Source organism: Maribellus sp. YY47 (assembly GCF_023111095.1).
Taxonomy (GTDB): domain Bacteria; phylum Bacteroidota; class Bacteroidia; order Bacteroidales; family Prolixibacteraceae; genus Draconibacterium.
Map to the genome: position 1 here is coordinate 75,684 of NZ_JALGYW010000015.1, position 19,365 is coordinate 95,048.

Below are 19,365 nucleotides of genomic sequence, written 5' to 3' on the forward strand. Positions count from 1 at the left end.
GCGAAAAATATTTTTCTTTCGTCGCTGTAGGTGATTCCCGGGAATCATGACAGTTTTATTTATTCAAAATTCAGCAATTAACGACAGCCATTTGGTGGCTGAAAAATTCCACACTTCTTTATACGTTGCCGTATTAAATTGCGGCCAGTAGGGGGTATTCTCATTGAAATTTGGTTGCATGCCAGCCGGAATGGCTCCCACTGTTTCACCCGGCAAAGCGGAATAAAGCAGAAGCTTTGCCGGTAGATAAGTGAACCGCAGCATGTCGGTGGTGGAAAAGATGATTCTGTTGGGAGCGGGTTGCCAGTCGCTTAACACTTCCGGGTTTTCAATTGTTTCAAGCGCAACGGCATCAATGTCAAATTTCAATGAATCGCCCATGGTGCGTTCTTTCCCAAATACCTCGATCGCAAACGAAAGCTTGGTTACTTTATCTCCGGGAAGTTCAGTTATTTCAACAAAACATCCGTTCCACAGGCCATTAATCAGGTTCATTTCATGGTAGCCTTCACGGCCGTATTTATCGGGCACTTTTACAATGCCGTCATTTTCAACTTAAAGGTTCAGGTAAATACTTCGTGCACCTTCGCATTCGGGGTAGACATACACCTTAATCCGGTTGTATTTTTCCAATTGACGCTTCCTATATCAAAACTGGCCAGCGAAGTCCCAAAGTCAAGCCCCCAGCCTGCTATATTGCTCCTGAAGTTTATTCCCATACGCTTTTAACGAATAGTTGTTTTGGATGATTGTTTTGTTTTTGTCCGTCACTGAGTCCGTAACTTTTTTAAACAAGGTATTGAGGATGGGATTTTGCTCAAACACTTGCTGTTTGGACAATCTTCCTGATTTCAGGTCAGAAATAATTTCCATCTGCATTTTCATGTTCAGGTCTTTGAAATCTACTTTGATATCCGGAATATTCAGCTTGTAATACAATGCCGGGAATTCAAAACCATCTTCTTTAAAATCCCGGGTAATGTAGTCGATATCGCGGCCAACAACCGGGGTGTCGAGCAGCCAGGGCTCAAGGTACCCCATTCCGAAACTTTCCCGGTAACTGGTGGTAATGCAAAAATCACTTCCGGCCAGCAGGGTTTCAAAATCCGTTTTCATTCCGGCTTCAAAAATCACATCGATTTCATGATCGGCACAAAACCTTATCCACTGTTTGTACATTTCAATTTCTACCGGGTTTTGCGGAGCTTGTGTTACTGCAAAGCTGGCAATGTGGTCGAATAAAATGGAAAGCAAAATAAGCTCGCCAATATTTTTTCGCTGAATGACTTTTACCGGATACGTTACCAGCAGCTTGTTTTTATCCAGTTTCAGTGTTTGGCAGACGGTACTTTTGGCTTCTGCTTTATCCAGATTCTCAGGCGATGTTTTTACATTCACCGGGTTGGGTAGCCAAACGATTCTTTCCCGATCCACTCCATACGAAACCAAACGTTCGAGATCGGCCGAATTGACAACTCCAAACTGGTAATTTGGCAGCCTGGGGTACAGCACTTCATTTACATCCTGCAGAAAAATATTGGTCAGGATTTCCTTCAGAAAAGTAAGGTTGGAAGGACGATCTTCCGCAAAATCGTGGGCGTGGTTAAAAACTTTTACACCTTCTTTGGCGAGCAGGTAAACGGCATAGGTTACAATCGGGTTTTTGCCCAGGTTCAGATTATGAAAATGCAAAACAGTATCTGGGTGGATATGTTCTTTTATCTTTTGATGAACCAAGTGAAGCATTTGCCTGGCTTCGTGATCCGAATATTTTTTCTTTTCGAGATCATTCAATTCCTTGATGATGATGAGCTCTGCACCTTTTGAAGTAAACCTTTCAGGATCAGGGCATGCGCCTGTTATTATTTTTACCGGAGTCTTCTGAAGCGCCTCTGTTTGAGATTCAATGATCCTTGTAATTCTGCCCGGATTAAGTTGGCTGTGTGCAATGACTACCTGCATGCTATTTGTTTGAAGTTAAAATTATGAATTCGTAGCTAAAGTTAAAGAAACAATTTATTTTTAATCCGGATTTAACTAAAACCTACTTTCAATGAAAAAGCTAATCCTAATTGCGTTTGTATTTTCATCATTTTTTGTTTCGGCGCAAGAACTTCCTTTCAGACTGGAAGAATTAACCGCACCGGATTTCATAAAAGCAGTGGAAAAAAGCTCCAAAACGTGTATCATTCCGATAGGTGTGATGGAAAAGCACGGACCGCATTTGCCATTGGGAACCGATCTTTTTTTGTCGCGCGAATACGCTCTTCGGGCGGCTGAAAAAGAATATGCCGTAGTTTTTCCCTGGTATTATTTCAGCCAGATAAACGAAGCGCGCCATCAGCCGGGAACGATTTCGTATTCTCCCGAATTGATTTGGCTTATGCTTCAGGAAACGCTGGACGAGTTAAATCGCAATGGTTTTGAGAAGATCATCATCGTAAACGGACATGGCGGGAACAATGCTTTTCTGAACTTTTTCGGAATGGCTCAACTATCTGAACCACGCAATTATTCACTTTACTGGTTTCGCCCCGAGCCGAATCGTGAAGTTGAAAAGAAGGCAGCAGATTTAACGCAGCATGATCCTTTTGATGCGCATGCCGGAAACGGCGAAACATCAGAAATGACGGCGGCACAACCTCAGCTCGCTCATGTCGGCAGGGCAGGGCAGCAGTCGGGAGCGAATCTCGAGCGGATGAAAAACCTCCAATATGTTTACACCGGAATTTGGTGGTATGCCAGTTATCCCAACCATTACGGCGGCGATGGTTCAAAAGCCAATGCGCAAGCCGGCGAATTGCTGATTGATGAAACCGTAAAACAGCTGGTGGAAATGATTCAACTTGTAAAGGCCGATACTGTGGTTCCCGCTTTGCAACAGGAATTTTTCAGGAAAGCTGAGAATCCGCTGGATACAAAACAGTAATCTAAAACAATAAATATAAATATTGAAAAAAGATGAATATTTTGATTCTGTTATCAGATGCAGAAATTCAGATAGCAGATGGACAACGGAAAGGACTTTTCGATAGTTTTGCGCAGTTTTTTTCAGATAAATTATGAAAGCACTTTTGACTGTCGGATTACTGATCCTTTCCAATACATTTATGACCTTTGCCTGGTACGGGCATTTGAAATTTGCAGAAATGAAATGGTTCAGCAAATTGGGTATTGTATCAATCGTTATGATCAGCTGGGGCATTGCGCTTTTTGAATACTTCTTTCAGGTGCCGGCCAACCGCATTGGTTTTAAAGATCACGGCGGTCCGTTTTCACTCATCGAGCTAAAAGTATTGCAGGAGGTGATAACACTGGTGGTGTTTTCCATTTTTACGTTGCTGCTTTTCCGTACCGAAACATTTCGCTGGAACCATTTAATTGGTTTTGTATTTTTGATACTGGCCGTTTATTTCATTTTTAAGAAATAAACCGGGTAAGCATTGTAGTCTGGATGGCTTGAGATTCTTTTATTGTATTTCAATATTTCCGGTACTTTTCATTTACTACGCATTACTATTTTAATTCAGACAAAAAAATCGTTTACTTTGCAGCAAATTTTTGGAAAATGAGCAAGAAAAGGGTAAATGTGGTGACGATGGGGTGTTCGAAAAACCTGGTGGATTCTGAGGTTTTGCTGAGCCAGCTGGAGAAGGGAAAGTTTGAAGTGGTGCACGACTCCAACGAAACCGGATTTGACGCGGTTTTTATTAATACCTGTGGTTTTATTCAGGATGCGAAGGAAGAATCGATTAATATGATTCTGGATTACGCCGAAGCGAAGAAAAGGGGAGAGATCAACAAATTGTATGTAATGGGTTGTCTGTCTGAACGCTATCAGCACGATTTGGAGACAGAACTTCCTGAAGTGGACCGTTACTTTGGCAAATTCGATATGAAAGCCATGGTGGAAGAACTGAAAGTGGCCTATCATCCCGAATACATTTACGAACGTAAGCTTACCACTCCCTCGCATTTTGCGTACCTGAAGATTTCGGAAGGTTGCAACCGCTCGTGCTCGTTTTGTGCCATTCCTAAAATGACCGGACGCCATAAATCGCGAACCATCGAGAGTTTGGTGCAGGAAGCCAAATACCTCGCCAAACGTGGTGTGAAAGAGGTGCTTCTGATTGCGCAGGATCTTTCTTACTACGGAATTGATATTTATGGTAAAAACCGCTTGGCCGAATTGATCGAAGAAGTTTCGAAAGTGGACGGCATTGAGTGGATTCGCTTGCATTATTTGTACCCAACCAAATTCCCGATGGATATTTTGCCGGTGATGCGCGAAAATCCGAAAGTGTGCAAATATCTTGATATGCCTTTGCAACACATTGCCAACCCGGTTCTGAAAAATATGCTTCGGCATGTTTCGCGGGAAGAAACTGAAGCTTTGCTGGCTAAAATCAGGGAAGAAGTACCGGAAGTGGTGATTCGTACCACGATGCTGGTGGGGTTTCCGGGAGAAACGGAAGATGATTTCGAGGAACTAAAGGAATTTATTGAAGAGCAGAAATTTGGACGTTTAGGCGTTTTTGCCTATTCAAAAGAAGACGGTACTTACGCTGCCGAAAAATTTAAAGACTCACTGGATGCCGAAACCAAACAAGAACGGGCAGATGAGATCATGGAAATTCAACAATACATTTCGGCTGAACTGAACCGTGAACGCATCGGAAAGGAATTCAATGTGATTGTGGATCGAGAGGAAGGAGAGTACTTTATCGGCAGAACCGAATACGATTCACCCGAGGTGGACGGTGAAGTGCTGATTACATCTGACCGAAAACTCAAAAAAGGAGAATTTGTAGTGGTTCGAATTACGGGGGCCGAAGATTACGACTTGTATGCCGAGGTAATTTAGATCGTTGAATTAAGGATATAAAGATTTCTGTCGTATCGTTTGAGCACGCAGAGTCTGCAAAAAAATGTCGCAAAGACCGCAAAAGCATCCTAAATGATGTTCGCGATCTTTGCGATTTTTATTTCTCATAGCGAGAAGTGATTGTTAAAATTCCGTATTCCGTTAGAATATGCGAATTACTTCGCCTGTAAACATTCCTTCAACACTTCGCACATATCCGGCGGCAACTTTGTCCATCGGAACTGGAATGTGACCGGGAAAAGCATCGCCCAGCCTTTCGGCTGAATTTTCTACCAATCCCGGAGCAACCACATTTAGGCGCAAGCCGTTTTGCAGTTCAGGTGCCACCGCTTTTACAAAGCTGTGCAAAGCGCCGTTGACCATTGCCGCGTTCGAACTCATATACACCGGGTCGTCGGCCAGAATACCCGATGTGAGCGTAAACGACGCTCCCTGGTTTACAAAATCTTTGCCGATGCGCACCAGGTTCACCTGTCCCATCAACTTGCTCTTAATGCCTACATAAATGTCATCTTCCGACATTGTACTGAAAGGAGCCCACTTGGTGGCGCCTGAACAGCAAACTACCGCGTCAAGTCCCGATACCGATTCGTACATCCGGCGAACCGATTCTGAGTCGTTAATGTCGACCTGAATGTCACCACTTGTTCTTCCGGCGGTGATAACCTCGTGTTTTTTTCTGAATCGGTTGGCAACACATTTACCGATGGTTCCACTGTTTCCTCCAATTACTAAAATTTTCATAGTACTGTCATTTTCAATCGTGCCTTCAAAGAGACAAAATATTGTTCAACTTACGATTTCTATTCTTTTATTTTGCGCTTTCTGATTAAGGATTTAAAATTGAAAATGTTCAGCTAGCGATATTAATCCTTCATTATTTCTGCGGTATCAACTGCCTGGAAGAAAGAGGCCGGTTTCCCGTTTTTGAATGTCCAGGTGTGGGTTGCATTGGCTTCAAACGGTTTTCCCGATGCTTTCCAAATACCCGAATAATGACTGATCATCACGATTTTTTCTCCTCCGTTCACAAAGTCGTCAATCTCAATATTGAAATTATCGTAGTATTTCGGAAGATTAGAGAAAACTTCCTTGGCAATGGTTTGCGGGCCAATATAAGTACCGTCTCCTTCAACAAACGGAAATCCTTTACATTCTTTCCAGACGATGTCTTTGTCCCACATGGCGAGAACTTCTTCTATTTTCCCCTCAGCAAAAAGCTGGTATCCTTTTTTTAGTGTTTCTAAGTTGCTCATGATGTTGTGCTTTAAAGAAATTACAAAATCAGCGTACTTTCATAATCAGGCGGGCTGCTTCCACCATTCTCCAATCGCGAGTCTCCAGTCCTTGTTTGACGGCAAGTCCGGTCATGGTATCCATTGTTCCACCGCCACCGCCTTCCATGTCACCGGCCATTTGTTTGTAGCTGCTGTACATACTGTAGGTCATGTGCGAACCGAGCGCCTGACTGCCGGCAGGAAGAAGAACTTTTATCAAACCCCAGGCTTCCTTTTGACCATTGTCCACTAATTGCTGGTGCCAGGGCTTAAAAATGTCATTTTCCACCTTTTCATAGCTGTTGTCAAGTTGCTTCATGATGTCAAATTTTAGAAGCGTACCAATGGGCATGTCAAAATCGCCTTCCGTGTTGTTGATTTCCTTGCAGTAAACCTGGTGCGCAATATCGCGCGAAACCACTGTTTTTTCCATCCATTGCCCCAGTTCTTCTTCGCTCATGTTGGGATGAGCTTTACGGAGATATTCGTCGAATTTTCCATCTGGAAAGCCTTGTAACATGGCTTCGAGGCTTGAAAACAAAGTAACTGTAAAATACTGGGATCCTTGTTCCGATCCGCCGGGCGACATCGCCCACAGGTCCCAGCCGATGATGTTTCCATCGGCAACGCGTTGTTTGTGGATTTCAGTCCAGAAGTTCTCGACTTCCATATAATCTGAATTCATTTCATCATTCACTTTCATGAATTCAAAAAGCAGATAGAGCGGTTGGTTTTGTTGCTGAGCAAACAATCCCAGAGACATCAAAAAAACAAAGCTTAATGTGGTAATCTTTTTCATTGTTTAAATATTTTAAGTGAGAAAATTCCTCTTAATGAACGCCGGAACACTTAAACAGTAAAGACTTTTACAGGAGTTTGATCGAATAAAGCGGTTGAATGGGAATCTTAACACAGCTATACTTTCTACCATAAGTGTCTGATTCTAAAGAAAAGTTAGTGATAACTTAAATAGAACACCTAATGCTCTTTTAATAATGTTTATCGCTTTGAAGTTGATTTACATAAAAGTAAGTTGGGGTGGCGATGTTTGCAAGTGGTAATGTTTACCAGGCTGACGTTATGATTTTTCTGAACACCTGAATTATCAATGCTCCAAAAGAAAATCGGTTAAGAGATACAGCGAATTTCCTTAATGGCTTGGAGACCTTTGATTAACATAGAGTTTTTTCGACTCAAACCAGGTTTCGTTCGACAAGGTTTTGACAATGATTGGACTAGGACACTAAAAATTAACTCAGGTACAATGCGATGGATACGCCAATAAAGGTTCCGATGATGTAGCCCAGTATCCCGGTTAATATCCCGGGAGTGATAAGCTTTCGTTGCCCCAGCGAAGCTGCCATTGGTGCAGCCACCGACGGCCCCATAATGTTTGCTGCCGAAGAGACAATAACTTCGTACACATCGAGTTTGAACAGTTTGGCCAGGGCAAGCAGGAAAACGAAGTGAAAAAGCATAATGGTGAGGTAGAACAAAAGCACCGGAAATCCTACCCGGAGTATGTCCTGCAGGTTGGTCGCTGCTCCTATTACCGCCAGAAAAATGTACATCATCCACAACCCGATTGAGAAAGCTGTATTTTCGAGTTTCTTTAGCGATTTTGGAAAGATATTGGCGACCACAATCGAAAACAGGGTAATCATCAGGATGCTGAGATTAAGTTCAGTTTGAAACAGTTTTTGCAGAAAAGGGGAGACCAGGGTACCCGCACCCGCTACGAACACGGCAATAAATATAGAAATTGCAAAACGTTCGAGTGTGATGGCACTTTTTTTCTCCTCTTCGGATGCGATTTCTTGCTCGTCGTTGTCGGTTGTTTTCTTGAAAAAGATGGAAAGCAGGCTGATGGAAGGCACCAGAAACAGCAGCAGTACGTATATATTGGCCGCAAAATTATCGATGGCCAGCGTTGCTGTAAAAAGAGGATTGGTGCTAAAATTCAGAATTTCGGCAGTAGTTACAAAATTAATGCTTCCGCCGATCAGTGTTGCGGCAATAACCCCGGCGGTTTTACCGCTTCCTTCGCCCAAATCAATGAGGTGATAGGCCAGAAAACAACCAAGTACGATGCCGGTAGCGCCAATAATGTAAGCCAACAAAAGTTTGCCGCTTTCGCGAATGATTTTTACCAGGTTCGATCCGAATAACATCAAAGGGATGGCAATAGGGATGAAGAAATCGAAAACCATGGAATAAACTTCCACTTTGATGTTGGGATTGGAGGCTGTGGGAACAACACCCGTCATGGACAGAACCGACATGGAAATCATGGTAACCAATATTCCTGAAATCTTTCCAAACCATTTTTTGTGCTCCGAATATATCCCGAAAGCCGCTGCTCCGGCAATGATCAGTAAGAGTGTAAGATGATTATCTGGTGCTATCAATGCATTCATTTTTACCTGTGATTTTGATCGGCTTTGCGCAAGACCGATCCATTGTTAAAAGAAAAACAGATATAAAACTAATCAAAGATTGCGGGATAGAAAGTATTGAGTCTGAAGGAAACGAAAAAAATACAAAAAATATAATTCCTCCTTTGAGATGTTTTTGGGAAAGTCGAAGTGATTGAAGACAAAAAATAATCATGATTCTCAGGAATCACCAACAGAAATGAGAGTTAGTAATTATGAAGGTCATTTACCCTCACTCCTGTCTCTCCCTTCCAGGAAGGGAAAGATGAAGGTTTGCAAAGTAATGATTTGACATTTCTTTTTAGCGACGACCAATCGTCCTTCCCTGCATGCAGGGAAGGATAAGAGGTTGGGTAGAAATAAAATAAAACCTATAGCCTTGACAAAAAAAGGCCGCTGAAAACTCAGCGACCTTTAAGAAATATCATTTACCCCATCGGGTTTACATCAAGAAACTCAACAGAATACCGGCTGCTACTGCAGAACCAATTACACCGGCTACGTTCGGGCCCATGGCATGCATCAGCAAGTGGTTGGTTTTATCGTACTGTAAGCCCACAACCTGTGAAACACGGGCGCTGTCGGGTACTGCCGAAACACCTGAGTTCCCAATCAACGGGTTGATTTTGTTGCCTTCTTTGAGGAAAAGGTTCAGGAACTTAACAAACAATACCCCGCCAAAAGTAGCGATCACGAAAGAACCGGCTCCCAGGGCAAAGATACCTACCGATTTCCAGGTCAGGAAGGTAGTTGCCTGTGTTGAAGCTCCTACGGTCAACCCAATCAAAATGGTCACAATGTCGATCAGCGGGCCTTTGGCTGTGTCGGCCAAACGTTTGGTTACGCCACTTTCTTTCAGCAGGTTTCCGAAGAACAACATCCCCAACAGCGGAATACCACTGGGTACGATAAAAGTCGTCAGAAGCATCCCTGTAATGGCAAAGATTATCTTTTCCTTTTTTGAAACCGCACGCGGAGGTTTCATCCGGATCAGACGTTCTTTTTTAGTTGTCAGCAGTTTCATGATGGGTGGCTGAATAACAGGCACAAGCGCCATGTACGAATATGCTGATATTGCAATAGCTCCCATTAAGTCGGGTGCCAGTTTCGATGACAGGAAGATTGCAGTAGGACCGTCGGCACCACCAATGATGGCAATGGCGCCGGCTTCAGTCGGACTGTAACCCAACTGCAGTGAAAGTGCATATGCTCCAAAGATACCCAGCTGGGCGGCAGCTCCGATCAATACCAGTTTCGGGTTTGAGATCAGCGCCGAGAAGTCGGTCATTGCACCAATTCCCAGGAAGATAAGTGGAGGATAAAGTCCTTGAATAACACCAAAATAAAGGTAGTTCAATACACTGCCTGCTTCATAAACCCCGATCTTAAATCCGGGAACAAAAGCGATGTTGCCCACCAGGATACCAAATCCGATCGGCACCAGCAGCATAGGTTCAAATTCTTTTGCAATCGCCAGGTAAATAAATATCAACCCGATCGCAATCATAACGAGGTGTCCAACCGTCAGGTTTGCAAATGCCGTGAAATGCAAGAACGTTTGGATGTTATCTCCAATAAAACTTAGAAATTGCGTCATTTTACTCTCCGATTACGATTAGAATATCACCTTCCATTACAGCATCACCTTTTTGCTTGTTAATGGAAATTACTTTTCCTGCTTTATCGGCCTCAATGTTGTTTTCCATTTTCATGGCTTCGAGCATCAACAGTTTCTGGCCAAGTGTTACAGTGTCTCCTTCGCGAACAAATACATCCAATATCACGCCCGGAAGCGGTGATTTAATGTTACCTGCGCCTTTGGGTGATGACGGACTGCTGGTTTTGGCTACCGATGCTTGATAGTCGGTGGAAGGCACTGCTGTTGGGCGAACCAGTTTTGGCGTTTTTTGCTGTTTGATCTCTTTGTCAACTTCTACTTTATAAACTGTTCCGTTGACTTCAATTTCGGCAATATTATCTTCAACGTTAATTACGCTGCTTTCGTAACTATTGCCATTTATTGTGAATTTATATTTTTTCATTTTGATTGCTTCTTATTGAGGATATTTACGTAACGTATAAATTTTTGAACTCCATGGAGAGTATGCACGCGAAATGCGTTTAATGGTCAGTACCATGTTTTCATCGTCATGTATTTCGGATTCATACAAGTGTAATGCCATCGCGATGGCAGCACTTACTTCACCTGAAATCTGATCTGACTTGGTTTCTTTGACCACAACCTCTCCGGTGGTTTTCGCTTTTTTGGCTTTGCGTGTGAAAATCGCCCCAATGTTTTTAAAGATAATGTACAGGAGCGCGAGTGAACAGAAAACGACACTTAACGCAATCACTGCCATTCCAATTCCGGTCGGATCGTATTTCACAAATTGTTCTCCCGATGAAACTTTCTTGGAATGGTCGTTATCCGAAGCAGGCGTGGTTTTTTCCAAATAGGTCCAAACCATGTTTTTCTCACCCTGTTCGTTGGCCTTTTCGATTAAACCATAGGAGGTATTTGAATACTGCGTTTTAGGAACAGTAATTTCATCTACCAGCATACGACCGCTCGCATCGTAGAGCGCAAGCGTTTCCACGTTGTTCAAATCAAAATTCAAATGCAAAATGCCCCTGGAGGGTTTACCGTCGGCCCAAAACAAGAGATAACATCTTGCCGGAATTTTTGTCGACGGATCACCGGTTGGAATCCAGTATTTTGTGGGATTACTTTTGTCATTCGTCAGGTAACAACCACCAATATCAACGGTATTGTAACCCGAGTTGAAAATTTCAATCCACGAACTGTGCATTCCAAACGCATCCACGTTCAACGAATCATTGTGAACCAGTATCTCATTAAATTTCAGGTCAGAAACATTTTGTGCTGAAGCCGTTCCCGTTACCAGGAAAAGCAACACAATGATTCCTCCTGTAAAAGCACATATTGTTCTTTTCATCATGGCTCTCAATTATAACGGAAGATTGGTGTGTTTTTTTGCCGGCATGTAATCCTTTTTGGTGGCAAGCGTCTGAAGTGCTCTGATGATTCTGAAACGGGTATTCCTCGGTTCAATTACATCATCAATATATCCCATTGACGCTGCCTGGTATGGATTGGCAAATTTTTCCTTGTATTCCTCTTCGTGTTCAGCAACAAATTTTGCTCTTTCTTCCGGATCTTCAATGTCTTTCAATTGTCTTCCGTGAAGCACTTCTACCGCACCCGAAGCGCCCATTACCGCAATTTCTGCAGTTGGCCAGGCGTAGTTTAAGTCGCCACGAAGTTGTTTACACGACATCACGTCGTGAGCTCCACCGTATGATTTACGCAGCGTGATGGTTACTTTTGGTACAGTAGCCTCGCCATAAGCAAACAGAAGTTTTGCTCCGTGACTAATAATACCGCCGTACTCCTGAGCTGTTCCGGGAAGGAATCCGGGCACATCAACCAGTGTTACAATCGGAATATTAAATGCGTCGCAGAAACGAACAAAGCGAGCCGCTTTTCTCGATGCGTTAATGTCGAGCACGCCTGCCAGGTATTTGGGCTGGTTGGCTACAATACCTACTGAAACACCGTTAAAACGTGCAAAACCTACGATAATGTTTTGCGCATAGTTGCGGTGGATTTCCAGAAATTCGCCGTAGTCAACAATGGTGTGGATCACGTCTTTAACGTCGTACGGTTTATTTGGATTGTCCGGAATGATTTCGTTCAATACATCGTCCAGTCTGTCGATCGGATCGTCGCAGGCAGCCAAAGGTGCATCTTCCAGGTTGTTTTGCGGAAGATAGCTCATCAGCTTGCGGATCAGCAGTAATCCTTCTTTTTCGTCGTCAACCACAAAGTGAGAAACACCTGATTTTGACGCGTGAACTGAGGCGCCACCCAACTGTTCGTCGGTAACGTTTTCTCCGGTTACTGTTTTTACCACTTTCGGACCGGTAACAAACATGTACGACGAGTTTTTAGTCATCATGATGAAGTCGGTCAGGGCAGGAGAGTATACGGCACCTCCCGCGCAAGGTCCAAATACAGCCGAGATTTGCGGAACAACACCCGAAGCCATAATGTTGCGTTCAAAGATTTCGGCATAGCCGGCCAGTGCAGCAACACCTTCCTGAATACGTGCACCGCCTGAATCGTTGATACCAATCACAGGTGCGCCGTTTTTCATGGCCATGTCCATTACTTTGCAAATTTTCTGGGCAAAAGTTTCAGAAAGAGATCCACCGAAAACAGTAAAATCCTGTGCGAAAACATATACCACACGTCCGTCAATGGTTCCGTGTCCGGTAACAACTCCGTCGCTCAGGAATTTGTTTTTTTCCATACCAAAGTTGGTACAGCGGTGTTTAACAAACATGTCAAACTCTTCAAAACTTCCTTCGTCCAGTAACATGTCAATACGCTCGCGTGCGGTGTATTTCCCTTTTCCGTGCTGGGCTTCAATACGTTTAATACCACCACCGAGCTTCGCTTCAGCTCTTAAATCAATAAGCTTTTTAATTTTATCCTGGGTACTCATAAAATCGGTTATTTAATGTAGTCTATTCTTTTCCGCAAATTTCTGTTAATACTCCCATGGTTGATTTTGGATGAAGGAAACCGATGTTTAAACCTTCTGCGCCTTTTCTGGCTTTTTGGTCGATTAGTTTAACGCCTTTTTCTTCCAGTTCGGCAAGCGAATTGTTTACATTGTCAACTGCAAAAGCCAAATGGTGAACGCCCGGTCCCTTCTTTTCAAGGAATTTGCCGATCGGTCCTTCCGGATCAGTTGATTCAAGTAATTCAATTTTGGTTTGGCCTACCATGAAGAAGGCTGTTTTTACTTTTTGGTCAGCTACTTCTTCAACGGCGTAGCATTTCAGACCAAGCATGTTTTCGTAGTAAGGGATGGCCTCGTCGAGACTGTTGACTGCGATCCCGATGTGTTCTATATGAGAAATATTCATATTATTTAGAATGATTATAAAAGATTAATAGTCAAAAAAATAAATTGCTCAAAGGTAGAGGTAATAGTTCTCTTGGCTCAAAATAAAGTCGAAAACAGCTCTAAAACATACGCCGATTTCAGAATAAGTTAATATTTGATTTCCTCCTTATTTTGAACACATGATTTATATCATAAAAAAAGCAGACCACTGTCTGCTTTCCTTCTATCGATGAATTTAGTTTTCGTCCCAAATATAATGAAAGTGGGGGCCAAACCGTTCAAAAGCATTCCTGTCCAGGTTTTCCTGGTGATCGGGATGTGCAATTGAAATCAGTAATTTTGCCCTGTCTTGCAAGGTTCTTCCATATAAGTTTACTGCACCGAATTCGGTTACTACCCAGTGAACGTTGGCACGTGTACTCACAACACCGGCACCCGGAGTCAGGATAGGAGCAATTTTGCTGATGCCTTTATTGGTGATGGAAGGCATGGCAAGAATTGGTTTACCACCTTTACTCAACGAAGCGCCACGAAGGAAGTCGATCTGACCACCCACACCTGAATAATGTGTAGTTCCGATAGAATCGGCACATACCTGGCCGGTAATATCGATTTGAAGCGCCGAGTTAATGGCCGTTACTTTTGGGTTTTGAGCAATTACACTCACTTTGTTGGTATATTCAACATCCATCATGGCAACACCCGGGTTGTCGTGGATGAAATCATACATTGTTTTGGTCCCCATCAGGAAGGTGGCTACCATTTTTCCCTTGTCGATGGCTTTGTTTTTACCGTTTACCACGCCTTTTTCAACCAAAGGAAGAATACCGTCAGCAAACATTTCAGAGTGAACTCCCAGGTCTTTGTGGTTGCCCAACATGCTTAATACGGCGTTCGGGATAGCGCCAATACCCATTTGCAGGGTTGCACCATCTTCCACCAATTCTGCTACATAACGGCCAATTTTGCGGTCAGTGTCCGAAATAGGGCCGGGAGCAGCAACAACCAGTTCGCTGTTGTCTTCAACAAACAGGTCGATGTCGTTGATGTGGATCATGGCGTCGCCAAATGCACGCGGTACATTGGGATTCACGATTGCAATGGTAGTGTCAGCGTTTTCAACGGCAGCTAAAGTTGCATCTACCGAAGTACCCAACGAAACATATCCGAATTTATCCGGGACAGAAACCTGGATCATGGCTACATTTACTTTCAGATAACCTTGTCTGATCAAACGTTGAGTTTCCTGAAGGAAAACCGGGATGTAATCGGCATAACCCGATTGTGTTTGTTTGCGAACATTGTGTCCAACAAAAAACGATTCCAATTGGAAAATTCCTTCCAACTCCTTGTCGGCATACGGAGCCGGTCCTTCGGTGTGAATGTGTTGAATTCTTACGTTTCTGAATTCCTTGTTTTTGCCCCTCTCAACGAGCGCTCTGATTAGCGGGTGGGGCGTCACCGCTACGCTGTGCAGGTGCACACGATCGTTTGATTTGACTACTTTTACTGCTTCCGCAGCTGAGATGAATTTTATGTTCTTCATGATTTTTTTGGATTTTATAAATCAGCTAAAGTTCAGGTCTCAAAGGTAAAAAAACTATTATTTATAAGAGTTTTCGAATATTATTAATCCGTGTTCGAATGTCTTTGTAAACTTAGTGTTAATGAAGACTTTTTGGTGTTTTATCCGGGTTTGAAACTGTAAATAACACATGCTACTATATGGTATAGACAATGAAATGAACATTTTGATAAGCATCGTTAAGATTGCCTCAAATACTCCAAATTCTTTTTAAAATCTGTCGGCATTTTGTTACTTTTAACCCTGAACAATAAAAACATCTAAAGTCATGCTAAAGGAAAAAATGTTAAACGCTCTGAATGAGCAGATAAACGCTGAACAATATTCTGCACTTATGTATTTGTCGATGTCAGCCTGGTTTCAGAACAAAGGGTTGCCCGGATTTGCCAACTGGATGTATGTGCAATACCAGGAAGAACTGACACACGCCAATAAATTCTTTAATTATGTGAATGAACGTAGCGGTAAGGTGGTATTGAAAGCCATCGACCAGATGCCAACAGAATGGGAAGGCATTATTGACGTTTATGAAGCAACATTGAAACACGAACAACACGTAACTGCCCTGATCGATAATTTGATGGATATTGCTTTAGAGCAAAAAGATCATGCCACTCAGAGCTTCCTGCAATGGTTTGTTGATGAGCAGGTGGAAGAGGAAGCCAACGTGAGCGAGATTCTGGATACACTAAAGCTTATTGACGGACAGGGTAACGGTATTTTCATGCTCGATCGTGAAATGCGTTCCCGTAAGTTTGTCGATACGACTGCAGCCAAGTAAAAAGGTTTTCAAAATAATAGGGAAGAGGCTGCAGTTATTGTGGCCTCTTTTTTTATATTACGCAAGGTGACATAACGAATTGAGTTTACCGGATACGGTAGGTTTTTCCAATTAAAATGCAAACGAATATGACGACTCAGGAGGAGATACGAACCAGGTACGAGCATTTAAAAGAGTTTTGCCAGCTTACCTGGGACGACGGAGCTATGATCAGGCTCGAAAATGCCTTTGAATTTGCCAGTCAGGTGTTGGGCGATCATCGGTTTTCGCACGGCGAGGTTATTCTCGGGCATTCGCTTGAGGTGGCTTCTGTAATTGCCATGGAAATTGGCCTGGAGCCCGACTCGGTGATTACCGGATTGTTGCACAACGTGCGTTATGCCGGGCTAAAGGAGAAAGCAACACACGAGGAAATTGCCGGCAAATTTGGCGAGCACATTTTTTCGATTCTCGATGGCATGGCTAAAATCAATGCCATGGGGACCGATACCATCGACCTGCACTCCGAGAACTATCGCAAACTGATGCTGGCGCTGGCCGGCGATGTTCGCGTTATCCTGATAAAAATTGCCGATCGTTTGCAGGTAATGCGTAACCTGGATTGGTACAGGGACGAACGGCAGGAAAAACTGGTGAGTGAAACCCTGCATTTGTATGCTCCGCTGGCGCACCGCCTTGGCTTGTACAACATCAACTCTGAAATGCTTGATTTAAGCCTGAAGTTTCAGAAACCTGATGACTACAACTACGTGGTAACACGGTTAAAGGAAACCGAAAAGGAGCGCGCCAATTTTGTGGCCGAGTTTGTAAAGCCCATCGAAAAGAAACTGGCAAAAAGAGGGCTTCAGTTTTCGATGAAAGCCCGCACCAAATCCATTTCTTCCATTCATAATAAAATGAAAAAGAAGAATGTTTCTTTTGATGAAGTCATGGATTTATTTGCCATTCGCATTATTCTGGATTCGGAACCGGAAGATGAAAAAACGGATTGCTGGATGGCGTATTCCATTGTTACCGAAGAGTACCAGACCAATCCGAACCGTTTGCGCGACTGGATCACCATTCCCAAATCGAATGGTTACGAATCGCTGCACACTACGGTAATGGGGCCCAACAACAAATGGGTGGAAATACAGATTCGTACCCGGCGAATGGATGAAATTGCAGAAAAAGGACTGGCGGCGCACTGGAAATACAAAGGAGGAAGGGTATCGAATATCGATTCGTGGCTGACGGGTATCCGCGATGTACTGGAAAATCCGGGACTCAACGTTGTCGATTTTATCGATCATTTCAGAACCGATGTATACAGCGACGAGATTTTTGTTTTCACACCCAAAGGTGATTTAAGGAAATTGCCCCAGGGGGCGACACTGCTCGATTTTGCCTACGAAATTCACTCCAAACTGGGTGATACCTGTGTCGGCGGCCTGGTCAACGGGAAAAAAGTTACGCTCAAATACAAGCTGAAAAACGGCGATCATATTTCGATTGACACCTCGAACAATCAAAAACCCAAGATGGACTGGCTCGATTTTTTGGTGACTTCAAAAGCCAAAAACAAAGTCAGGACCAGTTTGAACGAAGAGCGCAACATACAGGCAGCGCACGGTAGAGAAATCCTGCTGCGGAAATTCAAAAACTGGAAGCTCGAATTCAACGACGATGCCATCCGGAAAGCCTTAAAACATTTCAATTTTAAACTTGCCCAGGATTTTTATTTTGACGTGGCCTCCGATAAGATTGATCCGCTGGAAGTAAAGGCTTTGTTTGTCGATAAGGAGGAAGAAGAAGGCGCCCGTAAAACGGTGGAAGAGCTTATGCCGCAGTCGCAAACAAAATCGCTCGATTATGGTGGCGGAGACGATTTTCTGGTGATCGACAACAACCTCGACAATGTAAATTATAAACTGGCGCAGTGTTGTAATCCAGTTTTTGGAGACCGTATTTTTGGATTTGTAACCATTAAACACGGGATTAAAATACACCGTGATAAGTGCCCGAATGCACTTCAGATGAAGGAGCGTTACCCTTACCGGGTGATCAAGGCCAAATGGAAAGACCATTCGAACAAGGGATCGTTTCTGACTACCTTGCACGTATCGGGAACCGATGAAGTGGGAATTATAGGAGAGATATCGCATATTATTTCGAAAGATGTGGGAACGCATATGCGGTCGATCAACATCGAGTCGGAAAAAGGAAATTTCGAAGGTAAGCTCCAGTTGTTTGTGCACAGTGTTGAACATCTCGATTTTTTGATTCAACGTCTGCAAAAGATAAAGGGAGTGACCTCGGTTTTCAGGGGTGAAAAATAACAGAAGAAAATAGATCGCATGAAAATACTGATAGCGCCCAATTCCATGAAAGGAAGTTTAAATGCTTTTGACTTTGCAGATGTGCTGGCGAAAGCTTTTCAACAGGTTTCTCCCGATTTTGAAATACACCAGGTACCGGTTGCCGATGGTGGCGATTTTACCGGAGAAGTACTGGCACGGCGATTAAATGCTGAAGAAGTAGCGGTAACAGTTACCGGCCCGCTGGAGGCGCCGGTGAATGCAAAGTATGCCGTTACGGGCGAGACGGCCATTATTGAAATGGCCGATGCTTCCGGGATGAAGCTGGTCGAACGTTCGGCGCTGAATCCATTCATTGCGTCTTCGTACGGAACCGGAGAGTTGATGGCTGATGCTATTCAAAAAGGGTGCAAAAAGATTTACCTGGCCATTGGCGGCAGCGCTACTGTCGACGGAGGAGTGGGGATGCTGGAAGCTTTGGGCTTTCGTTTTCTCGATGAAAGTGGAAAGCAGCTAAAAGCCTGCGGAAAGATCCTCAATCAAATCGTAAGAGTAGAAAAACCAACCAAGCAGGCGAAGGTCACATTGAAAATTATTTGCGATGTCGACAATCCGCTGTTGGGAAAGAGCGGTGCAGCTGCTGTATTTGGGCCTCAAAAAGGCGCGACACAAGAGATGGTTACAGCGCTCGAAAAGGGATTGGAGAAATGGGCCGGTCTGCTGGAAGAAGATAGCGGTAAAAGTTTGCGAAATATAAAGGGAGCGGGGGCTGCCGGTGGTATGTCGGTGCCCTTGATTGCATTTTATGATGCAGAGATTGTTCCCGGTGCCGATTTTGTGCTTGATCAGCTTGGATTAAAAGAGGAGGTTCAGTGGGCGGATATCGTGATTACCGGTGAAGGAAAAATCGACGGACAAACGCTGAACAATAAAGCTCCTTATGCGGTGGCCCAAATGGCCCGGGCTTATGGAAAACCTGTTTTTGCCATCGGAGGAAAAACCGAGCCGGAAGCGTCGGGTGCATTCGACGGTATATATTCGCTGGTTAACGGAGCCATGTCGCTGGACGAAGCCATGGCCCGCGCTTCGGACCTGTTGTTTCAGTTTGGTCTGGAATTTGCAAAAACCATACGATGTCTGAGCGGAGCCGGACAAGAAAAATAGAATA

Annotated in this window: 18 protein-coding genes; 6 read left to right on the plus strand and 12 right to left on the minus strand. The window is 43.7% G+C overall.

What is annotated here, in order from left to right; translation table 11 throughout:
• Nucleotides 1-63: 63 nt before the first annotated feature.
• On the minus strand, nt 64-531 hold the full coding sequence (locus MR764_RS13545; protein WP_247979966.1) for a hypothetical protein: 468 nt from the start codon (nt 529-531) through the stop codon (nt 64-66).
• Nucleotides 532-675: 144 nt separating this feature from the next.
• The gene (locus MR764_RS13550; protein WP_247979967.1) at nt 676-1,962 is read right to left on the minus strand and encodes a hypothetical protein; all 1,287 of its coding nucleotides are present in this window, start codon (nt 1,960-1,962) and stop codon (nt 676-678) included.
• Between the two features lie 91 nt (nt 1,963-2,053).
• Between MR764_RS13550 and MR764_RS13555 the strand changes: the two genes are divergently transcribed.
• The 3 genes from MR764_RS13555 to rimO all read left to right on the plus strand — a co-directional run bounded on the left by MR764_RS13555 (nt 2,054) and on the right by rimO (nt 4,864).
• Complete coding sequence (locus MR764_RS13555) at nt 2,054-2,929, plus strand: creatininase family protein (RefSeq protein WP_247979968.1); 876 nt, start codon at nt 2,054-2,056, stop codon at nt 2,927-2,929.
• 133 nt (nt 2,930-3,062) lie between these two features.
• Entirely contained in the window at nt 3,063-3,431 is a 369-nt protein-coding gene (locus tag MR764_RS13560; RefSeq protein ID WP_247979969.1) for a DMT family protein, read from the plus strand.
• 137 nt (nt 3,432-3,568) lie between these two features.
• Entirely contained in the window at nt 3,569-4,864 is a 1,296-nt protein-coding gene (gene rimO / locus MR764_RS13565) for a 30S ribosomal protein S12 methylthiotransferase RimO (protein ID WP_247979970.1), read from the plus strand.
• Nucleotides 4,865-5,026: 162 nt separating this feature from the next.
• Here rimO and MR764_RS13570 read toward each other — a convergent pair whose 3' ends face one another.
• The 10 genes from MR764_RS13570 to MR764_RS13615 all read right to left on the minus strand — a co-directional run bounded on the left by MR764_RS13570 (nt 5,027) and on the right by MR764_RS13615 (nt 15,080).
• On the minus strand, nt 5,027-5,629 hold the full coding sequence (locus MR764_RS13570) for a short chain dehydrogenase (protein ID WP_247979971.1): 603 nt from the start codon (nt 5,627-5,629) through the stop codon (nt 5,027-5,029).
• Between the two features lie 122 nt (nt 5,630-5,751).
• The gene (locus MR764_RS13575; protein WP_247979972.1) at nt 5,752-6,141 is read right to left on the minus strand and encodes a nuclear transport factor 2 family protein; all 390 of its coding nucleotides are present in this window, start codon (nt 6,139-6,141) and stop codon (nt 5,752-5,754) included.
• 28 nt (nt 6,142-6,169) lie between these two features.
• The gene (locus MR764_RS13580) at nt 6,170-6,961 is read right to left on the minus strand and encodes a hypothetical protein (RefSeq protein ID WP_247979973.1); all 792 of its coding nucleotides are present in this window, start codon (nt 6,959-6,961) and stop codon (nt 6,170-6,172) included.
• A 451-nt stretch (nt 6,962-7,412) separates the two neighbouring features.
• Nucleotides 7,413-8,579, minus strand: coding sequence for a DUF819 family protein (locus MR764_RS13585; RefSeq protein ID WP_247979974.1), 1,167 nt, complete (start codon nt 8,577-8,579; stop codon nt 7,413-7,415).
• 460 nt (nt 8,580-9,039) lie between these two features.
• Nucleotides 9,040-10,194, minus strand: coding sequence for a sodium ion-translocating decarboxylase subunit beta (locus tag MR764_RS13590; protein WP_247979975.1), 1,155 nt, complete (start codon nt 10,192-10,194; stop codon nt 9,040-9,042).
• A gap of 1 nt (nt 10,195) precedes the next feature.
• Nucleotides 10,196-10,639 (minus strand): biotin/lipoyl-containing protein, encoded by a 444-nt coding sequence (locus MR764_RS13595; protein ID WP_247979976.1) that lies wholly within the window; start codon nt 10,637-10,639, stop codon nt 10,196-10,198.
• A 12-nt stretch (nt 10,640-10,651) separates the two neighbouring features.
• Nucleotides 10,652-11,557 carry an OadG family transporter subunit gene (locus MR764_RS13600; protein ID WP_247979977.1) on the minus strand — a complete coding sequence of 302 codons (906 nt, stop codon included), beginning with the start codon at nt 11,555-11,557 and terminating at the stop codon, nt 10,652-10,654.
• A gap of 9 nt (nt 11,558-11,566) precedes the next feature.
• Nucleotides 11,567-13,126: an acyl-CoA carboxylase subunit beta gene (locus MR764_RS13605; RefSeq protein ID WP_247979978.1), complete on the minus strand. Its 1,560-nt coding sequence runs from the start codon at nt 13,124-13,126 to the stop codon at nt 11,567-11,569.
• A gap of 22 nt (nt 13,127-13,148) precedes the next feature.
• Nucleotides 13,149-13,553 carry a methylmalonyl-CoA epimerase gene (mce, locus tag MR764_RS13610; protein WP_247979979.1) on the minus strand — a complete coding sequence of 135 codons (405 nt, stop codon included), beginning with the start codon at nt 13,551-13,553 and terminating at the stop codon, nt 13,149-13,151.
• Nucleotides 13,554-13,769: 216 nt separating this feature from the next.
• Nucleotides 13,770-15,080 carry an acetyl-CoA hydrolase/transferase C-terminal domain-containing protein gene (locus tag MR764_RS13615; protein WP_247979980.1) on the minus strand — a complete coding sequence of 437 codons (1,311 nt, stop codon included), beginning with the start codon at nt 15,078-15,080 and terminating at the stop codon, nt 13,770-13,772.
• 307 nt (nt 15,081-15,387) lie between these two features.
• Here MR764_RS13615 and MR764_RS13620 point away from each other — a divergent pair, with 307 nt between their 5' ends.
• From MR764_RS13620 to MR764_RS13630, 3 genes are all read left to right on the plus strand, one after another.
• Nucleotides 15,388-15,900, plus strand: a complete 513-nt coding sequence (locus tag MR764_RS13620; protein WP_247979981.1) for a ferritin — start codon at nt 15,388-15,390, stop codon at nt 15,898-15,900.
• A 116-nt stretch (nt 15,901-16,016) separates the two neighbouring features.
• Nucleotides 16,017-18,218: a RelA/SpoT family protein gene (locus MR764_RS13625; protein ID WP_247979982.1), complete on the plus strand. Its 2,202-nt coding sequence runs from the start codon at nt 16,017-16,019 to the stop codon at nt 18,216-18,218.
• An 18-nt stretch (nt 18,219-18,236) separates the two neighbouring features.
• Nucleotides 18,237-19,361 carry a glycerate kinase gene (locus tag MR764_RS13630; protein WP_247979983.1) on the plus strand — a complete coding sequence of 375 codons (1,125 nt, stop codon included), beginning with the start codon at nt 18,237-18,239 and terminating at the stop codon, nt 19,359-19,361.
• Nucleotides 19,362-19,365: the final 4 nt, after the last annotated feature.

Excerpts from the sequence above, each read along its gene's own strand:
- MR764_RS13570 (WP_247979971.1), bottom strand. The coding sequence starts at position 5,629 with ATGAAAATTTTAGTAATTGGAGGAAACAGTGGAACCATCGGTAAATGT.
- MR764_RS13625 (WP_247979982.1), top strand. The coding sequence starts at position 16,017 with ATGCAAACGAATATGACGACTCAGGAGGAGATACGAACCAGGTACGAG.
- rimO (WP_247979970.1), top strand. The coding sequence starts at position 3,569 with ATGAGCAAGAAAAGGGTAAATGTGGTGACGATGGGGTGTTCGAAAAAC.
- mce (WP_247979979.1), bottom strand. The coding sequence starts at position 13,553 with ATGAATATTTCTCATATAGAACACATCGGGATCGCAGTCAACAGTCTC.
- MR764_RS13600 (WP_247979977.1), bottom strand. The coding sequence starts at position 11,557 with ATGATGAAAAGAACAATATGTGCTTTTACAGGAGGAATCATTGTGTTG.
- MR764_RS13585 (WP_247979974.1), bottom strand. The coding sequence starts at position 8,579 with ATGAATGCATTGATAGCACCAGATAATCATCTTACACTCTTACTGATC.
- MR764_RS13560 (WP_247979969.1), top strand. The coding sequence starts at position 3,063 with ATGAAAGCACTTTTGACTGTCGGATTACTGATCCTTTCCAATACATTT.
- MR764_RS13615 (WP_247979980.1), bottom strand. The coding sequence starts at position 15,080 with ATGAAGAACATAAAATTCATCTCAGCTGCGGAAGCAGTAAAAGTAGTC.
- MR764_RS13575 (WP_247979972.1), bottom strand. The coding sequence starts at position 6,141 with ATGAGCAACTTAGAAACACTAAAAAAAGGATACCAGCTTTTTGCTGAG.
- MR764_RS13605 (WP_247979978.1), bottom strand. The coding sequence starts at position 13,126 with ATGAGTACCCAGGATAAAATTAAAAAGCTTATTGATTTAAGAGCTGAA.
- MR764_RS13590 (WP_247979975.1), bottom strand. The coding sequence starts at position 10,194 with ATGACGCAATTTCTAAGTTTTATTGGAGATAACATCCAAACGTTCTTG.
- MR764_RS13630 (WP_247979983.1), top strand. The coding sequence starts at position 18,237 with ATGAAAATACTGATAGCGCCCAATTCCATGAAAGGAAGTTTAAATGCT.
- MR764_RS13595 (WP_247979976.1), bottom strand. The coding sequence starts at position 10,639 with ATGAAAAAATATAAATTCACAATAAATGGCAATAGTTACGAAAGCAGC.
- MR764_RS13620 (WP_247979981.1), top strand. The coding sequence starts at position 15,388 with ATGCTAAAGGAAAAAATGTTAAACGCTCTGAATGAGCAGATAAACGCT.
- MR764_RS13580 (WP_247979973.1), bottom strand. The coding sequence starts at position 6,961 with ATGAAAAAGATTACCACATTAAGCTTTGTTTTTTTGATGTCTCTGGGA.
- MR764_RS13555 (WP_247979968.1), top strand. The coding sequence starts at position 2,054 with ATGAAAAAGCTAATCCTAATTGCGTTTGTATTTTCATCATTTTTTGTT.
- MR764_RS13550 (WP_247979967.1), bottom strand. The coding sequence starts at position 1,962 with ATGCAGGTAGTCATTGCACACAGCCAACTTAATCCGGGCAGAATTACA.